Annotated in this window: 23 protein-coding genes; 5 read left to right on the forward strand and 18 right to left on the reverse strand. The window is 65.7% G+C overall.

The window, feature by feature from the left end:
- Nucleotides 1–3: 3 nt before the first annotated feature.
- The 4 genes from ACT2B0_RS11390 to ACT2B0_RS11405 all read right to left on the reverse strand — a co-directional run bounded on the left by ACT2B0_RS11390 (nt 4) and on the right by ACT2B0_RS11405 (nt 3,125).
- Nucleotides 4–441 carry a DUF1284 domain-containing protein gene (locus ACT2B0_RS11390; protein WP_473464788.1) on the reverse strand — a complete coding sequence of 146 codons (438 nt, stop codon included), beginning with the start codon at nt 439–441 and terminating at the stop codon, nt 4–6.
- Nucleotides 438–1,028, reverse strand: coding sequence for a biotin transporter BioY (locus ACT2B0_RS11395; RefSeq protein ID WP_473464790.1), 591 nt, complete (start codon nt 1,026–1,028; stop codon nt 438–440). The genes ACT2B0_RS11390 and ACT2B0_RS11395 overlap by 4 nt, the downstream gene beginning before the upstream one ends.
- A gap of 258 nt (nt 1,029–1,286) precedes the next feature.
- On the reverse strand, nt 1,287–1,937 hold the full coding sequence (locus ACT2B0_RS11400; RefSeq protein WP_473464793.1) for a GntR family transcriptional regulator: 651 nt from the start codon (nt 1,935–1,937) through the stop codon (nt 1,287–1,289).
- Between the two features lie 75 nt (nt 1,938–2,012).
- Nucleotides 2,013–3,125 (reverse strand): endonuclease/exonuclease/phosphatase family protein, encoded by a 1,113-nt coding sequence (locus ACT2B0_RS11405; protein WP_473464796.1) that lies wholly within the window; start codon nt 3,123–3,125, stop codon nt 2,013–2,015.
- A 181-nt stretch (nt 3,126–3,306) separates the two neighbouring features.
- On the opposite strand from ACT2B0_RS11405, the gene ACT2B0_RS11410 reads away from it, so the two are divergent.
- Together ACT2B0_RS11410 and ACT2B0_RS11415 are read left to right on the forward strand one after the other, a co-directional pair.
- Nucleotides 3,307–3,822 (forward strand): BA14K family protein, encoded by a 516-nt coding sequence (locus tag ACT2B0_RS11410; RefSeq protein WP_473464799.1) that lies wholly within the window; start codon nt 3,307–3,309, stop codon nt 3,820–3,822.
- A 138-nt stretch (nt 3,823–3,960) separates the two neighbouring features.
- On the forward strand, nt 3,961–4,254 hold the full coding sequence (locus tag ACT2B0_RS11415; protein ID WP_473464802.1) for a PilZ domain-containing protein: 294 nt from the start codon (nt 3,961–3,963) through the stop codon (nt 4,252–4,254).
- Nucleotides 4,255–4,304: 50 nt separating this feature from the next.
- On the opposite strand, the gene ACT2B0_RS11420 is transcribed toward ACT2B0_RS11415, so the two are convergent.
- The 6 genes from ACT2B0_RS11420 to ACT2B0_RS11445 all read right to left on the reverse strand — a co-directional run bounded on the left by ACT2B0_RS11420 (nt 4,305) and on the right by ACT2B0_RS11445 (nt 9,391).
- Nucleotides 4,305–4,802: a hypothetical protein gene (locus ACT2B0_RS11420; RefSeq protein WP_473464804.1), complete on the reverse strand. Its 498-nt coding sequence runs from the start codon at nt 4,800–4,802 to the stop codon at nt 4,305–4,307.
- The gene (ilvC, locus tag ACT2B0_RS11425) at nt 4,760–5,779 is read right to left on the reverse strand and encodes a ketol-acid reductoisomerase (RefSeq protein WP_473465935.1); all 1,020 of its coding nucleotides are present in this window, start codon (nt 5,777–5,779) and stop codon (nt 4,760–4,762) included. The genes ACT2B0_RS11420 and ilvC overlap by 43 nt, the downstream gene beginning before the upstream one ends.
- A 2-nt stretch (nt 5,780–5,781) precedes the next feature.
- On the reverse strand, nt 5,782–6,462 hold the full coding sequence (locus tag ACT2B0_RS11430) for a TetR/AcrR family transcriptional regulator C-terminal domain-containing protein (protein ID WP_473464807.1): 681 nt from the start codon (nt 6,460–6,462) through the stop codon (nt 5,782–5,784).
- Between the two features lie 87 nt (nt 6,463–6,549).
- Complete coding sequence (locus ACT2B0_RS11435; protein ID WP_473464809.1) at nt 6,550–7,770, reverse strand: FAD-dependent oxidoreductase; 1,221 nt, start codon at nt 7,768–7,770, stop codon at nt 6,550–6,552.
- Nucleotides 7,771–7,981: 211 nt separating this feature from the next.
- Nucleotides 7,982–8,560: a transglycosylase SLT domain-containing protein gene (locus tag ACT2B0_RS11440; protein ID WP_473465938.1), complete on the reverse strand. Its 579-nt coding sequence runs from the start codon at nt 8,558–8,560 to the stop codon at nt 7,982–7,984.
- Between the two features lie 81 nt (nt 8,561–8,641).
- Entirely contained in the window at nt 8,642–9,391 is a 750-nt protein-coding gene (locus tag ACT2B0_RS11445) for a pyridoxine 5'-phosphate synthase (RefSeq protein WP_473464812.1), read from the reverse strand.
- Nucleotides 9,392–9,506: 115 nt separating this feature from the next.
- Between ACT2B0_RS11445 and ACT2B0_RS11450 the strand changes: the two genes are divergently transcribed.
- Complete coding sequence (locus ACT2B0_RS11450) at nt 9,507–9,908, forward strand: SpoIIAA family protein (RefSeq protein WP_473464814.1); 402 nt, start codon at nt 9,507–9,509, stop codon at nt 9,906–9,908.
- Nucleotides 9,909–10,024: 116 nt separating this feature from the next.
- Nucleotides 10,025–11,008 carry a DUF3179 domain-containing protein gene (locus ACT2B0_RS11455; RefSeq protein ID WP_473464817.1) on the forward strand — a complete coding sequence of 328 codons (984 nt, stop codon included), beginning with the start codon at nt 10,025–10,027 and terminating at the stop codon, nt 11,006–11,008.
- A 54-nt stretch (nt 11,009–11,062) separates the two neighbouring features.
- Here the strand turns inward: ACT2B0_RS11455 and ACT2B0_RS11460 are convergent, their stop codons facing one another.
- From ACT2B0_RS11460 to ACT2B0_RS11495, 8 genes are all read right to left on the reverse strand, one after another.
- Nucleotides 11,063–12,190 carry an ATP-dependent DNA helicase gene (locus ACT2B0_RS11460; protein ID WP_473464819.1) on the reverse strand — a complete coding sequence of 376 codons (1,128 nt, stop codon included), beginning with the start codon at nt 12,188–12,190 and terminating at the stop codon, nt 11,063–11,065.
- Nucleotides 12,191–12,347: 157 nt separating this feature from the next.
- Nucleotides 12,348–12,824 (reverse strand): hypothetical protein, encoded by a 477-nt coding sequence (locus ACT2B0_RS11465; RefSeq protein WP_473464822.1) that lies wholly within the window; start codon nt 12,822–12,824, stop codon nt 12,348–12,350.
- 114 nt (nt 12,825–12,938) lie between these two features.
- Nucleotides 12,939–13,265 carry a nitrile hydratase accessory protein gene (locus ACT2B0_RS11470; protein WP_473464824.1) on the reverse strand — a complete coding sequence of 109 codons (327 nt, stop codon included), beginning with the start codon at nt 13,263–13,265 and terminating at the stop codon, nt 12,939–12,941.
- The gene (gene nthB / locus ACT2B0_RS11475; protein WP_473464827.1) at nt 13,255–13,923 is read right to left on the reverse strand and encodes a nitrile hydratase subunit beta; all 669 of its coding nucleotides are present in this window, start codon (nt 13,921–13,923) and stop codon (nt 13,255–13,257) included. Before nthB ends, ACT2B0_RS11470 begins: the two co-directional genes overlap by 11 nt.
- Entirely contained in the window at nt 13,920–14,531 is a 612-nt protein-coding gene (gene nthA / locus ACT2B0_RS11480) for a nitrile hydratase subunit alpha (RefSeq protein ID WP_473465940.1), read from the reverse strand. The genes nthB and nthA overlap by 4 nt, the downstream gene beginning before the upstream one ends.
- Nucleotides 14,532–14,582: 51 nt before the next feature.
- The gene (locus ACT2B0_RS11485; RefSeq protein WP_473464830.1) at nt 14,583–15,176 is read right to left on the reverse strand and encodes a LysE family translocator; all 594 of its coding nucleotides are present in this window, start codon (nt 15,174–15,176) and stop codon (nt 14,583–14,585) included.
- Nucleotides 15,177–15,383: 207 nt separating this feature from the next.
- On the reverse strand, nt 15,384–15,959 hold the full coding sequence (gene ilvN, locus ACT2B0_RS11490) for an acetolactate synthase small subunit (RefSeq protein ID WP_473464833.1): 576 nt from the start codon (nt 15,957–15,959) through the stop codon (nt 15,384–15,386).
- A 99-nt stretch (nt 15,960–16,058) separates the two neighbouring features.
- Entirely contained in the window at nt 16,059–17,846 is a 1,788-nt protein-coding gene (locus ACT2B0_RS11495; protein ID WP_473464836.1) for an acetolactate synthase 3 large subunit, read from the reverse strand.
- Between the two features lie 333 nt (nt 17,847–18,179).
- Between ACT2B0_RS11495 and ACT2B0_RS11500 the strand changes: the two genes are divergently transcribed.
- Complete coding sequence (locus tag ACT2B0_RS11500; RefSeq protein WP_473465942.1) at nt 18,180–20,060, forward strand: ATP-binding protein; 1,881 nt, start codon at nt 18,180–18,182, stop codon at nt 20,058–20,060.
- The last annotated feature ends 99 nt before the right edge of the window (nt 20,061–20,159 follow it).

Below are 20,159 nucleotides of genomic sequence, written 5' to 3' on the forward strand. Positions count from 1 at the left end.
GGCTCACGCCTCCCGCGCCCGCGCGGCAAGTACCGTGTGCGTAAAACCGTCCTGCGCAATCGCCGTGCACAGTTCGGCCCATTCGCACGCGTGACATGCGGAGCGGACATGACCGGCCGCGAAAGCGGCGCGAAGCTGACCGAGCCGTGTCGCATCCAGCACCAATCGGTCGCCGGGGCGTACGGCCAACGCCAGCACGCCGCCGAGATTGTCCATCGCGGCGCGATCGCGTTCGCTCACGCTGGCACGATGGCAATGGGGCTGCGGGTCGCTCAGAAGCGGGGCACAAATATCGTCCGGCCCGGCCACGATTTCGACCTCTTCGCCCCCTGCCAGTCGCCCCGCGATCGCGGTCAGACTGACCGTGAAGGCGGGGCTGTAGCCCTTTCCAGCATAGGTCAGCACACACAGCAGATGATGCGGGCGCAAGCGCACCGTCATTCGGCCGCGGGTCTCGGCTCGCGCGCCATCAGGCGGAGCGTCAACGCCCCGAGCGCCGCTTTGAGAACCGCGCCGGCGAGGAAAGGCACGATCCCGGCCATCACCGCCTGCTCGAGACCGATCAGGGTCGCCAGCCACGCCGCGCCGACCAGGAGGCAAAGCAGATTGCTGATCAGCATGCCGACAAAGGCCAGGCCGGGACGATGGCCGTTCCAGCCGCGCTCGGCCAGCCAGCCCATGGCCATGCCCGCGACCGGGAAGGCGAAGAGATAACCGGCGGTCGGCCCGACGAAATGATGCGCGCCCGCGGCCCCGCCGGCGAGCACCGGCAGACCAAGCGCCCCTTCCACCAGCCAGGCCGCGATGGTGGCGCCGCCGAGGCGCCAGCCATAAAGCGCGCCCACCAGCGCGACGGCAAAAGTCTGCATCGTCACCGGGACGGGGAACATCGGCACTTCGATATAGGACGACAGCGCCAGAAACAGGCTGCCGAAAAACACCGCACCGATCTTCCAGACCAGCGGACGACGCTGCAGATCGAGCGGGCTGAAGGCCGGCCTTTGCCGGGCGCTGGTCGAGAGGGTCATGGCTGTCCTTTCCAGATTATAGATAATGTAGATGTCCTATCGCTAATGGAGTCCATAAAACCGCGCCCATTGCAAGTCCGGCGCGCGCTTTCGGTTTCCCGCGCAGGTCGGAGACCGTTTTTGGAACAGGAAAACCGCGCCGGCAGGCCGAGCGGCCGTCAAGCGGCAAGGCATACATGCGCGGCGTCGCCCTGCCTTGCCCCTTCCGGCAACGGATGATTCGTCACGGTGTCGGCCGCCGGACTGTTCTGTCGCACCCTATCGGCGCGCGCCGACGGCGCGCCGCCGTTCCGGCGTTTTTCCGATCCACCCCACATGCCGCGCAAGCACGGCCGTGGCGGCATCGATATCGCCGGCGCGCAGAGCCGCGAGGATGGCTCTGTGATCACGGTCGGTCGGCGTCTCCCATTCCGCCCGCCAGCCCGAAAACAGGAAGCGAGCGCTGGCGATGTGCAGGTCGTCGATGGTCCGCAGCAGGCGCGGCATGCCGCAGGGCGTTATGATAAGCCGGTGGAAGGCGCGGTTGGCGTCTTCCCAGGCGTGAACATCGCCCGCGTGGTCGCCGGCGCGCGTGGCGTCCTCGGCTTCATCGAGAATGGCCTTGGTCAGATGCGGCGCGGCGTTGCGCAGGGCGAGAACCTCGAGCGCGGCGCGCATCTCGGCAACCTCGCGCACGTCCTCCAGGCTGAAGCCCGCCACCCGAACGCCCCGGTGCGGTTCGCTTTCGACCAGCCCCTGCGCTTCGAGGCGGCGGAAGGCTTCCCGCACCGGCACATGGCTGGCGCCGAATTCCTCGGCGATTTCGTCCTGCCGCAACCGCGCGCCGGCGCCGATCCGGCCGGAGATGATGCGCGCGGCGAGTTCGCGGCCGATCCGCGCGGCAACAGGTTCTGATTTGTGACGCGACATGAAATAATAGATAATGCCAACAAGACGCCACGTCGAGTGTGCCGCAAATGGTCGCCCTGGCGAGCGCCGCCGGCTTCACACCAGGTCGAGCGTGATGGCGATCGGGCAATGATCCGACGCTTTTGGCCGGTCCCAGCCGGTGCGCGGATAGCGCTCCACCGCCTGGCCGGGCGGAAACAGGGTCCGGAACGGCTGTCCGGCGCGCACGATGTCGGGCACCGCCTTGGCGTTGCCGCGCGCCAGCGCCGGCGACAACAGGATGTAGTCGAGCTGGCACAGATGGCGTTCCTGCGGCCCGCGCGTGTGGTAGAGCGTCCAGCGGTCCAGCTCCGGCCGGCGCTCGACCGGGTTGACGCTGAAACCGTCCTCGGTCAGGAGATCGACACAGGAAAAATCCTCGCGCACCGGTGTGAAGCCATAGCCGGAATACCGGTCGCCGCTGATGACGACCCGTTCCTGGTAGTCGTTCATGTCGCCGCAGATCACCCAGCGCTTGTCCGCCGCCTCGTCAGGCCCGAAGCGATCCTCGATGATCCGGCGCACCGCGCGCGCCTCGGCAATCCGCACCGGCATGCTTGCATCGCGGCCCGAGCGCCCGTTGCGCGGCGTGCCCATCGACTTGAAATGGACAGTGTAGATGGTCAGCGGCCGCCCGTCGACCAGCACGTCGACTTCCAGACAGTCGCGGCGGAAGATGCGGGCAAACGGTTCGATGCCCAGTTCGGCCAGTTCGGGCGTATGCAGGTCGAAATCCTCGAAGGTGACGTGGGCATGGCTGGTCATGGCCACGAACTCGATCGGCTGGCCGTGCCTGGTTTCCGGCCGCATCATCACCGCCACGTCGATACCGCGCCCGTCATTGCCGGCCGTCATGTATTTGTGGCGATAGCCGCGCCCGACCATCTTGAACAGATAGCCGTATTCGAACGCCTTCAGCGCGTCGAGATTGTCGACTTCCTGCAGACAGATGATGTCGGCACCGGTTTCGGCGATGGCAAGCGCGGAAAGCTGGCGGGTGTCGTCGGTGTGGGCGATCGCGCGCGCCCGCTCGACCTCGCGATATTCGGCCTCGTCCTTGATGTCGAACAGCGCCACGGCCCTGTCCTGCCACAGCTCGTTGCGGTAACCGGAAAAATCGAACCTGTTCATCAGGTTCTCGACATTGAAACTGGCGACGCGCACGGACATGGGCGGCATATTTGCCCGCCGCGACCGCAAATAACAAGACACCGGTCACGCTTACGCGCGCAGCGGTTGAAATGCTTCCGTTCATCCCTAGTTCAGGTAGGAATGAATACGCTTTTCGTTTGCCAATGCCTTTTGCGCCCCCGCAGGCGCGGCTGGGCTCGTACGCAAGGAGACAACGACAATGCCTAGAACCTTTCCGCTTCTCGCCTGGTGCGCGGCGCTTGTCGTCGGCGCGCTGGCGATGGGAACCAGTTCGGCATCGGCCGGTGAGCGCCTGTGGCGCCACGAGGGCGGTCTGAGCGCGATCGGCTGCGCCGGCGGTTCGACCGACTGCCCGACGATCATCAATCGCGGCGGCGGCGTCTATTTCGACCGCCGTTTGAAGCGCCGGCATGTGTACAGGGATCGCGACTTCCGCGATCATCGCATTTACAAGCGCCGCTATAAGCATCGCCACAAACGCCGCATCTACCGCCATGGCGGGCCGCGCATCTATCTCAACGTTCCCGGGCTGCTTTATGACGGCTATGCGCCGCGGCGTTACGTGCAGCCGCGCCGGCGTTATGACCGCTCATACGGCCTGTCCGGGGCTCATATCCAGTGGTGCTTCGATCGCTATCGGTCCTACAGGGTGCGTGACAACACGTTTCAGCCCTATCATGGCCGGCGGCGCCAGTGCGTATCGCCCTATAGCTAAGCCCCCTTGCGGCACACAAATGGCCGTGGCGCGATCACCAGACCGCGCCGCGCCCATCTCCCCTTGTTGCACGGGGTAAACCCGCCCTTAATCCTCATTCCGCATACAGGCCAGATCAGACCGAGCGGAGCCGCATGGATGTCGGGGCAGCCAGAAAATCCACCGGAGCGCGAGCATCGCAATCGGGTGCTGAAACGCGCCACGATCCTGACCGGCATTGCCAATTCCGAGATCGCGTGCGTGGTCAGGAACATGCACGCGCATGGTGCGGAAATCAGGGTTCCCGACGGGACCCGGGTGCCCGAGGACTTCCTGCTTTACGTTCCGCTGGACGGCGTGGCCTACAGGGCAAGCCTGCGCTGGCGCCGCGGCAATCAGGCCGGTCTGGTCTTTTCGGGATCGACGGCCAAGCCGTCATGGCATTACGGCTGACCGGCCCGCCCCACGCCGCGGCCGGCCAGCCTGGCATGCGCCTGTTTTTATTATATGAAGCGCACGCCGATCTCGCCAATGCCGCGCCAGCACACCGCGGCCTCATGGGTGACCGCGTCTGCTGCAATCTGCAACCGGAACCGCGGCGGCACGCCGAGCGTATCGCCGAAGGCAAGTTTCGCCCCCCGATCGGACAGGTTGCGCACCACGCATTCGCTCGCGCCATATCCGTTGTTGAAGGAAAGTTTCGCGCCTTTCAGAACCCTGTGGCGCAGTTCGCGGCGACGGTCGGGGAAAATGCGGCCATCGATGGCGATCGACTTCTTGGTAATCGGCATCATGTCGAGCCTCCTCGCATTGATAGGGTCGAGGAAGCGATTTTCGTGCCAGACCGCCTGTGCCGGAACGGCACAGGCGCCGGACCAGAAGGCCGGCGCCTGTGCATTTTTCAATCGTACGAACCCTTGCCGGGTGGCCGCAGCCGCCGGCGGGGCCTGCCGGTCGGTTAGTTCTTGGCTTTGTCGACCAGCTTGTTGGCCGAGATCCACGGCATCATGCCGCGCAGCTTCTCGCCGACCTGCTCGATCGGATGGCTGTCGTTCATGCGGCGGATACCCTTGAAGCGCGCCGCGCCCGAACGGTATTCCTGCATCCATTCCGAGGTGAACTTGCCGGTCTGGATGTCGTTGAGCACGCGCTTCATCTCCGCCTTGGTCTCGGCGGTGATGATGCGCGGCCCGGAGACATATTCGCCCCATTCGGCCGTGTTGGAGATCGAGTAGTTCATGTTGGCGATGCCGCCCTCGTAGATCAGGTCGACGATCAGCTTGACCTCGTGCAAACATTCGAAATAGGCCATCTCGGGCGCGTAGCCGGCTTCCACCAGCGTTTCGAAACCGGCCCGGATCAGCTCGACCAGACCACCGCACAACACCACCTGCTCGCCGAACAGGTCGGTCTCGCATTCCTCGCGGAAATTGGTCTCGATGATGCCCGAGCGGCCGCCGCCGACGCCGCATGCGTAGGAAAGCGCCAGGTCCAGCGCATTGCCGGACGGATCCTGATGCACCGCCACCAGGCACGGCACGCCGCCACCCTTCTGGTATTCGCCGCGCACCGTATGGCCCGGGCCCTTCGGCGCGATCATCAGCACGTCGACGCTCGCCTTCGGCTCGATCAAGCCGAAATGCACGTTCAGGCCGTGCGCGAAGGCGATCGCGGCGCCGTCGCGGATATTCGGCGCGATCTCGTTCTTGTAGATGTCGGCCTGCAATTCGTCGGGCGTGGCCATCATCATCAGATCGGCCCATTTGGCGACCTCGGCCACGCTCATCACTTTCAGCCCGTCGGCCTCGACCTTCTTGGCCGTCGCCGAGCCTTCCTTCAGGCCGATCGCGATTTCCTTGGCGCCTGAATCCTTCAGGTTGAGCGCGTGCGCCCTGCCCTGCGAGCCGTAGCCGATAATGGCGACCTTCTTGCCCTTGATGAGATTGAGATCGGCGTCGCGATCGTAATAGACACGCATCATCATTTCCTTTCCTGGGTTTGCGTTCCGGCGGCGCCGGATCCCGGTGCCGGTTCTGCTTCGTAGAGAGCCAAGAACTGCCGCGTCGCGGAGCCTGCGTCGCGGGCGATCTCGGCCTCGTTCATGTCCAGCCGGTCGCCGAGCAGGAGCCGGATCTGGACGTCACGGCCCACCAGGCCGAAAAAGCTGCGGAAGGCGGTTTCGGCGTCGTCGAAGGCAAGCAGCCCGGCCGCGCGTCCGGCTTCCAAAACGGGTTTCAGCCTCTCGCCGATGGCAAAACGGCCATTGGCGAGCACGATCCGGCCGAGATTGCTCTTGCCGGACCCGGCATGCGAGATCGCCACCCGGTTGAGCGCGATCGAGCTTTGCGAGGAAATGACGCGCAGCCAGGTGGCGGCGAAATCCTCCAGGCTCTCGCGCAGGGCCGCCGCGTCGAGCCGCTGGCGCTCATAGCTGCCGGTCCTCACCTTCGCCGCCTGCCAGCGCACGGTCGCCGTCAACAACCCGTCGCGGTCGCCGAACCATTTGTAGAGCGTTTCCTTCGAGCAGCTCGCCCGCCGCGCCACCGCGCTCATGGTAAGCGCGTCGCGGCCTTCCACCAGAAGCGCGAGCACCGCGTCGAGCACTTCGCCCTGGCGCGGGGTGAGCGTTTCCAGCCGTTCTGTCTCGTGCGCGACCTGCAACTATGTCTCCGGCGGTAAACCTCAAAACAGCGTACCGTACGTTACGGTTCGCTTCTCATAGCGCCATCGCCCCGCCCCATGCAAGACCTATATGGCGCGCCAGTCGACTTCCCGAAGTCCGATCGGTCGAAACGGCGAGAACAGCGTGCCGGCCACCATCGACGCCAGTATCTGCGGCGCCGGCGGAACACGCGCGACTGTGGCCACCAACCGGTCGCGCACGAACGGCATCACCGCGGAATCCGACTGATAAAACGGTGTCAGGGCTGCCGACAACGCCTGAAAGGCGCGCACGTGCCAGCGCCGCATCGCGCAATAGGCCTCGAGCGCCGTCGCCACGTCGGACGCCCTGTCCAATGCGTGCGCCAGCGCGGCCGCGTCGAGCAGCGCCATATTGGCGCCCTGCCCCAATTGCGGACTGGTCGAGTGCGCGGCATCGCCGATCACCGCCAGCCCGCGCCCGGCCGGAAGCTTGAGCGTATGGTGGCCGTAGCGCGCCAGGGTGAGCTGGTCGAAATCCGCGATCTGGTCGAGATAGGCCCGCGTTTCGGGCCAAAGCCGTTCGACCCTGGCTTTCCAGGCATCGAGCCCGGCCGCGCGAACCGCGCCCGCCTGTGCAGGCTTCAGGCTCCAGAAAAACGCCGCCTGCGCGTCGCCGTCCGGCGTGGGCCGGCCGATCGGCAGAACGCCGATCATCACGCTCGCCTTGTCGTAGCGCTGAACCAGCGCGTGCGGATCGAAACCGTCGCCGCGCCAGCCGAGCGAGGCCCAGAACGCGCCATAGGCGAGCGGCCGCGGCTCGCATGGCCGGCGCACATGCCGCTTCAGCTTCGAGCGCGCCCCGCTGGCATCGACGACGAGATCGAACGGGCCGAGCAGGCGGCCGGTCGCGGTGACGATGCGCGGACGGTCCCCCGCGTGATCAAGCGCCTCGATCTCGGTTCCGGTTTCCACGCCGATCCCTGCGGCCCTGACGGCATCAAACAGCACGTCGAACAGGGCGGCCCGGTGCACCGACAGGCCGAAGCGGCCGCCGCGCCAGGCCGCGTAGCGCACATCCAGCACCGTGCGCCCCGACCGCGCGTCGCTGCCGTGCAGCCGCTCGATGCGGCTGCCGCGCGGCACGATCGCGTCGAGAAGCCCGAGCGCGGCCAGCACCGTCAGCCCGGTCGGCTGCAGGATCAGTCCCGAGCCCAATGGCTGCGCTGCCTCGAAACGCTCGAAAACCGTCACCCGGTGCCCGGCCCGGTCGAGAAAAAGCGCCGCGGCGAGCCCGGCCGGGCCAGCTCCGGCGATCGCGATGTCCATCCGGCCGATATCCCCCGTTCGCAGACGCAATGGCACGCCGGGCGCGGCCCTGACAAGCGAAAGGCCGCGCGGCCGTCATTCGCGCGGCCCGCGCCGGGCCGACCGGTCACGGCGTTTCGGCACGGCCCCGCCCGACGGTACCGTGATGAGCGCTCGTGATGTCCGTGGATGCCTTGTCTTGGAAACCCGTCCGGCTTTCAGGTGCGAAAGCCTAGCGCCCGCACTGGCGCATCTGGTCGGCATAGGAATTGGCCATGGTGGCCGCCTTGCGCGCCGCCTTCTGCATGCCGGCATTGCCCCGCCACACGCCGCGCGCATAACCGGCCTGACCGGCATAATAGGCCAGATAGAGACTATAGGCGTCGTTGAGCGCGATGCCGTTCTTGCGATGGCTGTTGTAGTGATACCAGCCGACGAAGTGGATCGCGTCGGCGAAATCGGTGCGGCTCGCGCCCCAGCGGCCGGTTTCGCGCTTGTAACCCTGCCAGGTGCCGTCGAGCGCCTGCGAATAGCCGTAGGCGGTCGATTTTCGCTTCCAGGGAATGATCCCGAGCAGTTTCTTGCGCGGCGGCCGCGCATCGGAATCGAAACCGGACTCAATGCGAATGGTCGCCATCAGGACCGAAGCCGGCACGCCATATTCGCGCTCGGTGCTCTTGGCCGCCCGGTACCAATTGCCGAACCAGCCGTCCTTCTGGTCGAAGACGGTGCACACATTGTTGATGCCGCGCGGCGTGGACCCACAGCCGGCGAGCGCGATCAACAAGACGATGGCGACGACGGTACGAATGACAAATCCTCGTGCTCTGACGAGGATGTAATCGCTAAAAACCTAATAAAGTCTGACCGAAAGACGGGCCCGGCGCGGTGTTTATTGGCCCGCGCAGGCGCGCAGGAACCGCCTCACCGTCTCGGCCATGCCGTGTTCGAGCGCGTCGGCGGTCAGGCCCTGGCCGATCGAGACTTCCGCCAAATGCGGAATCGCCCGCGCCAGCGCCGGCAGATTGGCGACCGTCAAATCGTGGCCGGCATTGACGCCGAGCCCGGCATCTTTTGCGAGCAACGCGGTTTGTTTGAGCTTTTCCAGCTCTTTGGCGGCCTTTTCGGAATCGTCGTAGCAGGCGCCGTAGGGCCCGGTATAGAATTCGACCCGGTCAGCGCCCGTCGCCTGTGCGGCCGCAATCTGGGCCTGCGAGGCATCGGGGTCGCAAAACAGCGACACCCGCGCCCCGTTCGCCTTCAGCCGCGCGACGATGGCGCGCAGAATGTCGCCATTGGCGACGAAATCCCAGCCATGGTCGGAGGTGGCCTGTTCGGGGTCGTCGGGCACCAGCGTAACCTGCTCGGGTTCGGCCTTCGCCACCAGATCGAGGAAATCCTGGGTCGGATAGCCCTCGATATTGAACTCGCGGTCGGGGAACTCGTCGTCGATCAGCGCCCGGATTTCCGGCACGTCGGCAAACCGTATGTGGCGCTGGTCGGGACGCGGATGCACGGTCAGCCCGCCGGCGCCCGCCGCCAGCGCGATGCGGCCGAGCCCGATCACGCTCGGCCACGGCAGGTCGCGACGGTTGCGCAGCATCGCGATGGCGTTGAGATTTACGGACAATTTTGCCGGCATGGCTGACTTCGCGGAATTTTCCAACGTGAAGATGTATAATCGCTTTTGCCGGAACACACAGGACCAAACGCCGTTGATTTTATGGACAGCACAACGGCCAAAGAGGATCAGCATCATGCTCGTCAACGACAACCCGCCCACCATAAAGCGCATCGACACCACACGCGACGACGCCTACGCCTTCGACGTCGCCGGCCATGTCACCGCGCCGGACATCGAAAACATGTACGGCTTGCTCGAAGGAGCCTACGAAATCCACGACAAGATCGACCTTCTGGTACGCATGTCGTCCTATGAGGGCTTCGACTGGAGCGCAGCCTTCAAGGAAACCACCATGATCGGCAAGACCCACGCGCTGCGGCATATCCGCAAATACGCCGTCGTCGGCGGGCCGGCCTGGATCGCCACCATGATGACGGTCTTCAAGCCGTTCATGTCGATGGACATGCGCCATTTCGAGGCCGACCAGGAAGCCGAGGCCTGGAAATGGCTGGAGGCCGAACCGGCCGAGAGCTGACGGCTGGCCGCGGAAAGCCCGCCGCTTCCCGTATCGATGAACGGTATGGTGATTTGACCGTGATGGGCGCCGCATGGTGGGCTGAGGCGGAAACCGTTCAGGCGCGGAGACGCGGGATGACTGTCCTGTTCAAACTGGCGCTCGCCTGCCTCGTCGGCCTTGTTGCAGGCACGCTTGCCCACGCCGACGCCGGGCTGTGGACGCGCGAAGGCTGGAAGACCGATTTTTCACGCGCGGCGATCGATCTCGACGAAATCCTCTCCGGCGGGCCGCCCCGCGACGGCATTCCCTCGATCGACGATCCAAAATTCGCGCCGGCCGCGACGATCACCACGGTCGGCGATCGCGAACCGGTCATCCGGCTCGCGGTCGGCGACGATATTCGCGCCTACCCGCTGCAGGTCCTGACCTGGCACGAGATCGTCAACGACCAGGTCGGGGGCGTGCCGGTGGCGGTGACCTACTGCCCCTTGTGCAACGCGGCGATCGTCTTCGACAGGCGTCTGGACGGCCGCACCCTCGAATTCGGAACGACCGGCAAGCTGCGTAATTCCGATCTCGTCATGTACGACCGCCAGACCGAAAGCTGGTGGCAGCAATTCACCGGCGAGGCGATCGTCGGCGAACTGACCGGCCGGCGGCTCGAACTGCTGGCCTCGCGCATCGTCGCCTTCGAAACCTTTCGCACAGACAATCCCGACGCTCCGGTCCTCGTCCCCAACGATCCGGGCCTGCGCGCTTATGGCCGCAACCCCTATGCAGGTTACGACAGCGCCGCCCGCCCCTTCCTCTATCGCGGCGATCTTCCCGACAATATTTCTCCCATGGCGCGGGTGGTCGTCGTGCGCACTCACGACCGGCCGATCATCGTCAGCCTGGACCGCGTCCGCGAACAGGGTTTTGAGCGGGACGGCTACCGGATCCGCTATCTTGGCGGCGTCGCCTCGGCGCTCGACACCGCCGCCATCGCCAAGGGCCGCGACGTCGGCACGGTGCGCGTGACCAGAAACGGCAAGGACGTCGCGCACGACATCACCTTCGCCTTCGTCGCCCACGCCTTCCATCCCGGGATCGAGATCCTCGCGCAAGAGGCGAACTGATCGCGGCCCGGCGATCGTCGGGCATCATCGCATCGTGCGGATCCTCGGCGGTCGCTATCGCACGATGGTCAGCCGCTCGGCGGCGCGGGTGATCGCGGTATAGAGCCAGCGCTGGCGGGTGTCGCGGAACGCATAGCTCTCGTCGAACAAGACGACCTCGTCCCATTGCGAGCCCTGCGCCTTGTGCACGGTAAGCGCGTAGCCGTAATCGAAATCGTCGAAACGCTTCTTCTGCTGCCAGGGAATGTCGGCCTCGGGCGTCTCGAACGCGGCCTTCAACAGCTTGATCTTGGAAACGCCCCGGTCGGGATCGTCCTCCTCCGGCGAGACCAGAAGATTGATGCCGGGCTTCACCGTTTCCTTCGACGCCGTCATCACCTTCCACAAGGACCCGTTGAGCAGCCCCTTGGCCGGATCGTTTCTCAGACACACCAGCTTGTCGCCGGCCTGCGGCAGCGGCCCGGCAAAGCCCTTCAATTCGCGCAGGCGCTGATTGTAGCGCCGCCGGGTGCGGTTGGTGCCCACAAGCACCTGGTCGGCCGACAGAACCAGATCCTGGTCGACGTCCTCGCGGCCGATCACCTGGGCGGCACCGAAATCGCCCTTCATGAACTCGCGGCCCTCGCGCACGTCGAGCGCCAGCCGGATGATCGGATTGTCGCGCGCCTGGCGGTGGATTTCGGTCAGCAGGAAATCGGGCTCGTGTTCGGTAAAGAACCCGCCGCCCGAAATCGGCGGCAGCTGTGCCGGATCGCCCAGCACCAGCACCGGCGTGCCGAAGGTCAAAAGGTCGCGACCGAGCTGCTCGTCGACCATCGAGCACTCGTCGACGACGATCAGCTTGGCGCGCGCCACCGGGCTTTGCCGGTTGAGCGAGAATGTCGGCGACATCGAGGTCTTGCCGGTCGTCTCGTCCGCGATCGCCTCCTCGCCCCGCGGCCGGTAGATCAGCGAATGGATGGTGCGCGCATTTGTGGCGCCCTTGGCGCGCAGCACCTGCGCGGCCTTGCCGGTGAAGGCGGCGAACTGCACCGAACCGTCGACATGCTCGGCGAAATGGCGCGCAAGCGTCGTCTTGCCGGTACCGGCATAACCGAACAGCCGAAAGATCTGCGGGCTGCCGGCCGTGAGCCAGCGCGATACCGCCTTCAGCGCCTCGTCTTGCTGGGGAGAAAACTGCATGGCACCGAAAGACAGGATTCGCGCCCGCCGCGCAAGAGCGCCTGACGCAGGCCGCCCCGGTTGGACCGGGACCCGTGCCTCCAAATATTCCGGGCGATCGTCATTCTCGATTTCACCGATGCCCGGCGGGACCGGCTCCCGATTGGGCGACGGCGGTTTATTCGGGCGGATTGCGCGCATAGCCCGGCCCGACCGTCAGCGGCCTGTCGGGAACGACGGCGTCGCCGATCTGCGAGCGTACGCTCACACTGTCGCGCCATAAGACCGCGCGTTCCTCTCGGTCCAGCACCCGGATCGCCACCTTGTAAGGCTTGTCCTTTTCGACCCCGCGCACCGGCGGCGAGCGCAGCGAATAGCGCGCCGTGTCGGTGCCGACACGCGTGCGCACCACGTGGCCGGCGCCGCCGGCGGGGTCCTCGAATGTCGCCTCGATGATCGAGCCGGTGGGCAACGGACGCTGGACCAGCACGGTAAAGCCGTAATAGACGTCGGCGACGCGGTAATTGAATATGAAACCGCTGCCGAGAATCTTCAAATAGGGTTTCGAGGCCGGGTCTTCGCGGGTCAGCCAGCCCGCCGCGAGCAGCAGGGCCAGCACCGTCGCCGTTGCCGCCAGGACGCGCAAAACGGTCACATGCCGGATCATGAAACCCAGTATAGCATAGGCCGCGCGCCCGCGGCCTGCGCCAGCCGGATCATGCCTATGCGCCAATCCGCCGCCCCGCGCGACGGATCGGCGCGAGGCCGCTCAGCCGGCCTCGCCGAGAGGATCGTTTTCGAGCTTGATTGGCGCGCCGTGCGGCGTTGCCCGGGCCGCGCGGCGCCAGGCGGCCGCCAGTTCGGCGAGCCGGGCGCGGTCGGCAAGGCCCTTTTCGGCGAGCAGCGCCTCGAGCGCGGCGACCACGCCGTGATAATAGTCGCTGCCGTCGGCGGCGAGGTCACCGCGCCCGCGTTCGCGCCCGAGCGCGGCGGCCCATTCGGCCGGCGAAACCAGGCCCTGGTCCTGCAGGGCGAGCGCCAGCGCGAAGGCCTGGGCCTGCCAGGGTTCTGCGAAGGCGCCGTCCTCACCGCTCATCGGCCGGCTCCAGATAGCTTTCCCAGGCGTCGATCGACACCGAAAGCGTCGGATCCGCAGCCTCGCCCCACAATTCGCGCGCCGAAAACACCACCGTGTAGAGATGTTGCGGCGCCTCGCCCGCGCCATGCGCGTTGGCGTCGGGATAGACGAAACCGCCGCGCGCCGCCTCGATCACGCCGACCTTGCCGCGCGCATAGCGCGGCAGCCGCGTATGGCCCTGCGGATGCATGGTGCGGGTGCGCACGCGGGCGCCGGGCGAAAAGCGCGGCGCTGCCGCGACCGCGCGGTCGCACGGTCCGCCTTTGGCAAGGACCGCCGGCACGTCGGCCGCCCGCAGGACACGTTTCGGGGTTGCGCCCGCGCCATGCGCCCGGCCGGCGGCCAGTTCGTCATCGGTGAGGAAACCGTGCCGCACGAGCAGCCGTTCCAGCGCTTTCGTCCAGATTTCGTAATAGCTCGACGCGTAGTAGTCGGCCGGATGCAGGCATTCGCGCGCGTGCCGGCTTTCGTCGATGGTCCAGTGTCCCATTCCGCCGGCCGCCAGCGTGACGCCGAGCGCCCGCTTTTCCCATTCGGCGTGAAAGACCGGTTCGTCGACCTCAGGCGCCACGGCGCCGAAACCCATCTGCCCGCCGAGATCGTGCGGACCGTTCACGACGCGGCCGCGGGCGTCAGCGCCAGCCCGGTGCCGATCATGGAATCGCGCGTTACCAGACCGGCCAGCGCCTCCTCCGCCCAGCCCTGCGTGCCGGAGGGGCGTTGCGGCACGACCAGATAGCGCAGCTCGGCGGTCGAATCCCACACCCGGATCGCGGTCTGGGCCGGCAGCTTCAGCCCGAACTCCTCCAAAACGCCGCGCGGATCGATCACCGCCCGCGAGCGATAGGGCGGCGATTTATACCACACCGGCGGCAGGCCGAGTACCGACCACGGATAACAGGAGCACAAGGTGCACACGACGAGATTATGGGTGTCGGCGCTGTTGAACACCGCCTGCATGTGCTCGCCCTGGCGGCCCGTAAAGCCGAGCGAGGCGATCGCGGCGGTGGCATCGTTTTGCAGCCAATCGGCAAAGTCCGGGTCGGTCCATGCCCTGGCGACGACGCGCGCGCCGTTTTTCGGCCCCACCTTGTGTTCGTAGGTCTCCACGATCGCGTCGACGGCGGCCGGATCGATCAACCCCTTCTCGGTAAGCACGGTTTCGAGCGCCCGCACGCGCGCTGTCATCGGATCGAGCTCGTTATCGTGGTGATCGTGCGCCATGATCGCGCAGAGTATGGCGCGCACCGGCTCAGGGCAAGATGTCGAGGCCGCTCAGCGCAACATCGGCCACAGCGTCGCCGCCAGGAGCAGTCCCATGGCGATATTGAACCATTTCAGCCGCGCCGGGTCGGCAAGAAACCGCCGCAGCGCCACCCCGAACCCGGCCCAGGATGACACGCACGGCACGTTGACGAGGCCGAAGGCGGCGGCGACCAGCAGCACCGAGCCGAAGGGGCTGTCGGCATTGGTGTAAAGCACCATCGCCGTCACCGCCATCACCCAGGCCTTGGGATTGACCCATTGGAACGCCGCCGCCGACAGGAAGGACATCGGCCGGCCGTTCCCCGCATCTTTGTCGATCGATCGCGACATGGCGATCCGCCAGGCGAGATAGAGCAGATAGGCGCCGCCGGCGAATTTCAGCGCCATATGCAATGCCGGAAAGCTGGTCAGCACGGCGCCGAGGCCGAGGCCGACGGACAGAAGCAGGGTCACGAACCCGGCCCCGATGCCGAGCATATGCGGCACGGTGCGCCAGAAGCCGAAATTCACGCCCGAGGCCAGAAGCATGAGATTGTTCGGGCCGGGCGTGATCGAGGACACGAAGGCGAACACCAGCAAGGCGAAAAAAACGTCGGCGGTCATGGTCCGGTTCCGTTGGCACCGCGCCCGCCGCCAATATGCAACGATCGCGGGCACGCATTTAGGACAGCATTATTGTCCTAAATTGCCTGAAAATCGACTCCGAATTTGTCCGGGGAACAATTTTCGCCATCGAAAGATCGTTGTGGTTGGCGAAGCGCCAAGCGGCAAAAGACGTCCGCCGCAAGGCAGCAAAGCAAGCCCGCCGGTCTATTGCATGCCCTGCGCGCCGCGATTGAGGGCGGCCACGCCGGTCCGGCACACCTCGACCAGGCCGAGCGGCTGCATGATGGCGATGAACTGCTCGATCTTGGACACCCTGCCGGTGATCTCGAAGATGAAATGCTCGGTATTGGCGTCGATCACCTGGGCGCGGAACGCGTCGGCGAGCCGCAGCGCCTCCACCCGATGATCGCCGGTGCCCGCCACCTTGACGAGGGCCAGTTCGCGCTCCAGCGGCCTGTCCTGGCCGCGCTCGCGCGCCACGACGGTCAGGTCGACCACCTTGTGCACCGGCACGATGCGCTCGAGCTGGTGCTTGATCTGCTCCAGCACGTGCGGCGTGCCGCGGGTGACGATGGTGATGCGCGATAGATGCCGTTCGTGCTCGGTTTCCGACACCGTCAGGCTGTCGATATTGTAGCCACGGCCCGAAAACAGCCCGATCACACGCGCCAGAACGCCCGGTTCGTTGTCGACCAGCACCGACAGCGTGCGGGTTTCGTGGGTCTCGGTCTCGCTTGCGATGAAATAGGCCGAGCCGGTCGGTTTGAGTTGGGCGTTCATGGTCTGCGCCTTTCGTTCTGCGCTATGGCGAGCAGGTTCTAGTTATCACGGAAGCGTCACCGCCCGAGCCCGAGCCCGGACCGTTTGACGGTGCGCGGCCTAGACCAGTTCCCTGCCCTTGGCGTCGATTGCGTTGGCAACAGCCTCGTCGCTCGCCTCGTCGGGCAGCAACATCTCATTATGGGCCTTGCCGGACGGGATCATTGGAAAACAATTGGCGAGATTGGCCACCCGGCAGTCGAAGATCACCGGTTTCTTCACCGCGATCATCTCCTCGATCTTGTCGTCCAGTTCGCCGGGCTTTTCGCAGCGTATGCCGTACCCGCCATAGGCCTCGGCCAGCTTGACGAAATCCGGCAGCGCCTCCGTATAGGAATGCGACAGCCGGTTGCCGTGCAGCAATTGCTGCCACTGACGGACCATGCCCATATATTGGTTGTTGAGGATGAAGATCTTGATCGGCGCCTCGTACTGGACGGCCGAGCTCATTTCCTGGATCGTCATCAGCACCGAGGCGTCGCCGGCGATGTCGATCACCAGGCTGTCGCGATGGGCGATCTGCACGCCGAGCGCGGCCGGCAGGCCGTAGCCCATCGTGCCGAGCCCGCCGCTGGTCATCCAGCGATTGGGCTGCTCGAAACCGTAATGCTGCGCCGCCCACATCTGGTGCTGGCCGACCTCGGTGGTGATGTACGTGTCGCGGTCCTTGGTCAGCTCGTAGAGCCGCTGGACGGCATATTGCGGCATGATGACGTCGTCATTGGGCCGGTAGGCCAGCGAATCGCGCGCCCGCCAGCGTTCGATCTGCTCCCACCAGGGTCCGAGCGCGGCGCGGTCGGGCTTGACCGTCGCCCGCCACAGCCGCACCATGTCCTCCAGCACCCGGCCGACATCGCCCAGGATCGGGATGTCGGCGCGAACGGTCTTGTTGATCGACGACGGGTCGATGTCGATATGGATTTTTTTCGAATTGGGCGAAAACGCATCCAGGCGCCCGGTGATGCGGTCGTCGAAACGCGCGCCGACGCACAGCATCACGTCGCAGTCGTGCATGGCCATGTTGGCCTCGAACGTGCCGTGCATACCCAGCATGCCGAGCCAGCGCGCGCCGGAGGCCGGATAGGCGCCGAGCCCCATCAGCGTCGAGGTGATCGGAAAGCCGGTCAGGTCGACGAGTTCGCGCAACAAATGGCTCGCCTCGGGTCCGGAATTGACGACGCCGCCGCCCGAATAGATCACCGGCTTCTTGGCCTCGGCCATCAACTGCACCGCCGCCTTGATCGCCTCCAGGTCGCCCTGCACGCGCGGCCGGTATGAGGTCCGCGGCGCCTGCTGCGGCGGGGTATAGATACCCTTGGCGAACTGGATATCCTTGGGGATGTCGACCACGACCGGACCCGGCCGCCCGGTGGTGGCGACATGGAACGCCTCGTGGATGATGGCGGCGAGCTGGTTGACGTCCTTGACCAGCCAGTTGTGCTTGGTGCACGGGCGGGTGATGCCGACCGTGTCGCATTCCTGGAACGCGTCCGAGCCGATCAGCGTGGTGGGCACCTGGCCGGTGATGCAGACCAGCGGGATGGAATCCATCAACGCATCCTGCAGCGGCGTGACCGCGTTGGTCGCCCCCGGCCCGGAGGTCACCAGCATCACGCCCGCCTTGCCGGTCGAGCGTGCATAGCCTTCTGCGGCATGGCCCGCGCCCTGCTCGTGCCGGACCAGGATATGCTCGACGTCCTCCTGCTGGAAGAGCTCGTCGTAAATGGGAAGCACCGCGCCGCCGGGATAGCCGAAAATATGTTCCACGCCGTTGTCCTTCAGCGCCTGCACGACCATCTCCGCGCCCGTCATTTCGGCACGGCCGGCATCGTCTCTCGGGTTCACCATTGTCTTTCGTCCCAACTTTCTTCTGCGCGCTGCCGCCACGGTTCCTTAACGGCGATCCTGACAATAAAAAAGGCCCCCGAGGGAGCCTGTCGTCGCGCATGGGTGCTTCTGCCCGGCGGTTACACCGCCTTGCCCATGCGCCTTCCTACTACGAGAATAATCCGTGTGTTCATGGGCGCGGACTTTAGGCACCGTTTTGGCCGGCGTCAACGCGAAAACGAGCCTGCGGCCCCTGAGCCGTTCGTTAGGGAAATTTCTACCAATCGCCCACACGCCGCCTTAACCCAACGGCGCTACCTTGCCGGGAACCAGGGGTACGGGGACGTGTCGATGATGTATGCCGAGGACGGCAAGGCCGTCGGCGAAACAGTGAGCCAGGAACGACGCAATCTCCAGCAGCCGGACGCCCGGCTGCTGGGGCGCGTGATCCAGTGCGACGGCGCCCGCGCGACCATCTCGTCTTATGTCGATGCGGCCGAAGACGCGCCGACCGATTTGTGGAACATCGGCAAGCTGATCTCGGTGTCGACCGGCCAGACCCGTCTCGTCGGTCTGGTTTGCTCGATCGAAACCCCCTCGGGCATCTGGGCCGATGCCGGCGCCAACCCGATCAAGGTCCATCTCGAACTGATCGGCGAGGTCCGCGACGAGCCCGGCACCCGCCGGCCCGTCTTCGATCGCGGCATCACCGTCTATCCCAATATCGGCTCGGTCGCGCACCAGATCAGATCGCGCGATCTCGAGGCGGTCTACCAGATGGACGGCAAGCGATCGGTCGCGGTCGGGCAACTGGCCCAGAATACCAAACTGCCGGCCCGCATCTCGATCGACTGCATGCTCAATCGCCATTTCGCCATCGTCGGCACCACCGGTGTCGGCAAGTCGTCCGCCGTCTCGCTGCTTCTGCACAAGGCGATCGAGGAACGCGCCGACCTGCGCGTTCTCATTCTCGATCCGCACAACGAATTCTCGGCCGCCTTTCCCACTCAGGCCGCGCGCATGGACCAGACGACGCTTGATCTGCCGTTCTGGCTGTTCCGGCTCGAGGAATTCACCGAAGTGCTGTTTCGCGGACGCGATGGGATCGTCGAGGAAATCGACATTCTTCGCGACCTCATCCCCGCGGCCAAGGTCGCCTGCAGCCAGCCCTCCGGCGCGGGCCGTCTGCGGCGTTCGTCCGACCACGGCTCGATCACCGCCGACACCCCGGTGCCTTACCGGATCAACGATCTGATCAGACTGATCGACGAGCGCATGGGCCTGCTCGATGCCAAGGCCGAACGCCCCGTCCTGCGCTCGCTCCGCGGCCGGCTCGAAAGCATCGTCAACGATCCGTCCTACCGTTTCATGTTCGCGCCAAGCCTGGTCGAGGATTCCATCAGCGACATCGTCGGCAAGATTTTTCGCGTTCCCCATGGCGGTAAGCCGGTCATGTGTTTCCAGATGGCCGGCATGCCATCGGAGGTGGTCAACTCGGTCTGCTCGGTGCTGGCGAGACTGGCCTTCGACCTCGCCCAGGCGAGCGCCAACCGGCTGAAACTGCTGGTTCTGTGCGAAGAGGCCCACCGCTACATGCCTTCCGATCCGCGTCTCGGCTTCGCGCCGACCCGCCACGCCCTTGCCCGGATCGCCAAGGAAGGCCGCAAATATGGCTGCTATCTCGGCGTCGTCACCCAGCGCCCCGGCGAGCTCGACCCGACCATCCTGTCGCAGTGCTCGACCGTGTTCGCCATGCGACTGTCCAACGATCGCGATCAGGAGATCATCCGCAGCGCGATCGCCGATTCGTCGGCCTCGACCCTGTCGTTTCTGTCGTCCATGGGACAACGCGAGGCGATCGCCTTCGGCGAGGGCGTCGCGACGCCGATGCGGCTGAAATTCGAGGAACTCAGCCCCGAGATGATCCCTGGCGCACATGCCGACGACGACATCGGCGCCGTGGACCAGCCGAACGACGTGGATCTCGCCGCGATCATCGAGCGAATGCGACACGTCAACCGGGCCGAACAGGCCACGGCCGCCGATCCGCAAGGCGACCCCGCTTTCTTCGGCGAACCGAGCACCGTGCTGAAACGCGCCCTGCACGGCAGCGGGATGAATGGCGGCGGCTGGGCCGGTCGCGACCAAAAGAGCGCAGCCGTCCCCGCATTCGACGAGGAACCGCGCCGGGCACGCCGCTTCGGCGACGCGACCTACCGGCCGATCCGCGACTGAGCCCGACCGGCCGGCCCGCAGCGCAGCCGTTAGGGTTAGGCTGCGATCGTGCGGAGCGTCATTGCCGCCATCGTCTCCATGAAGCCGGCGTTCACCGTT

Source organism: Nitratireductor sp. J20-h4 (genome assembly GCF_056780505.1).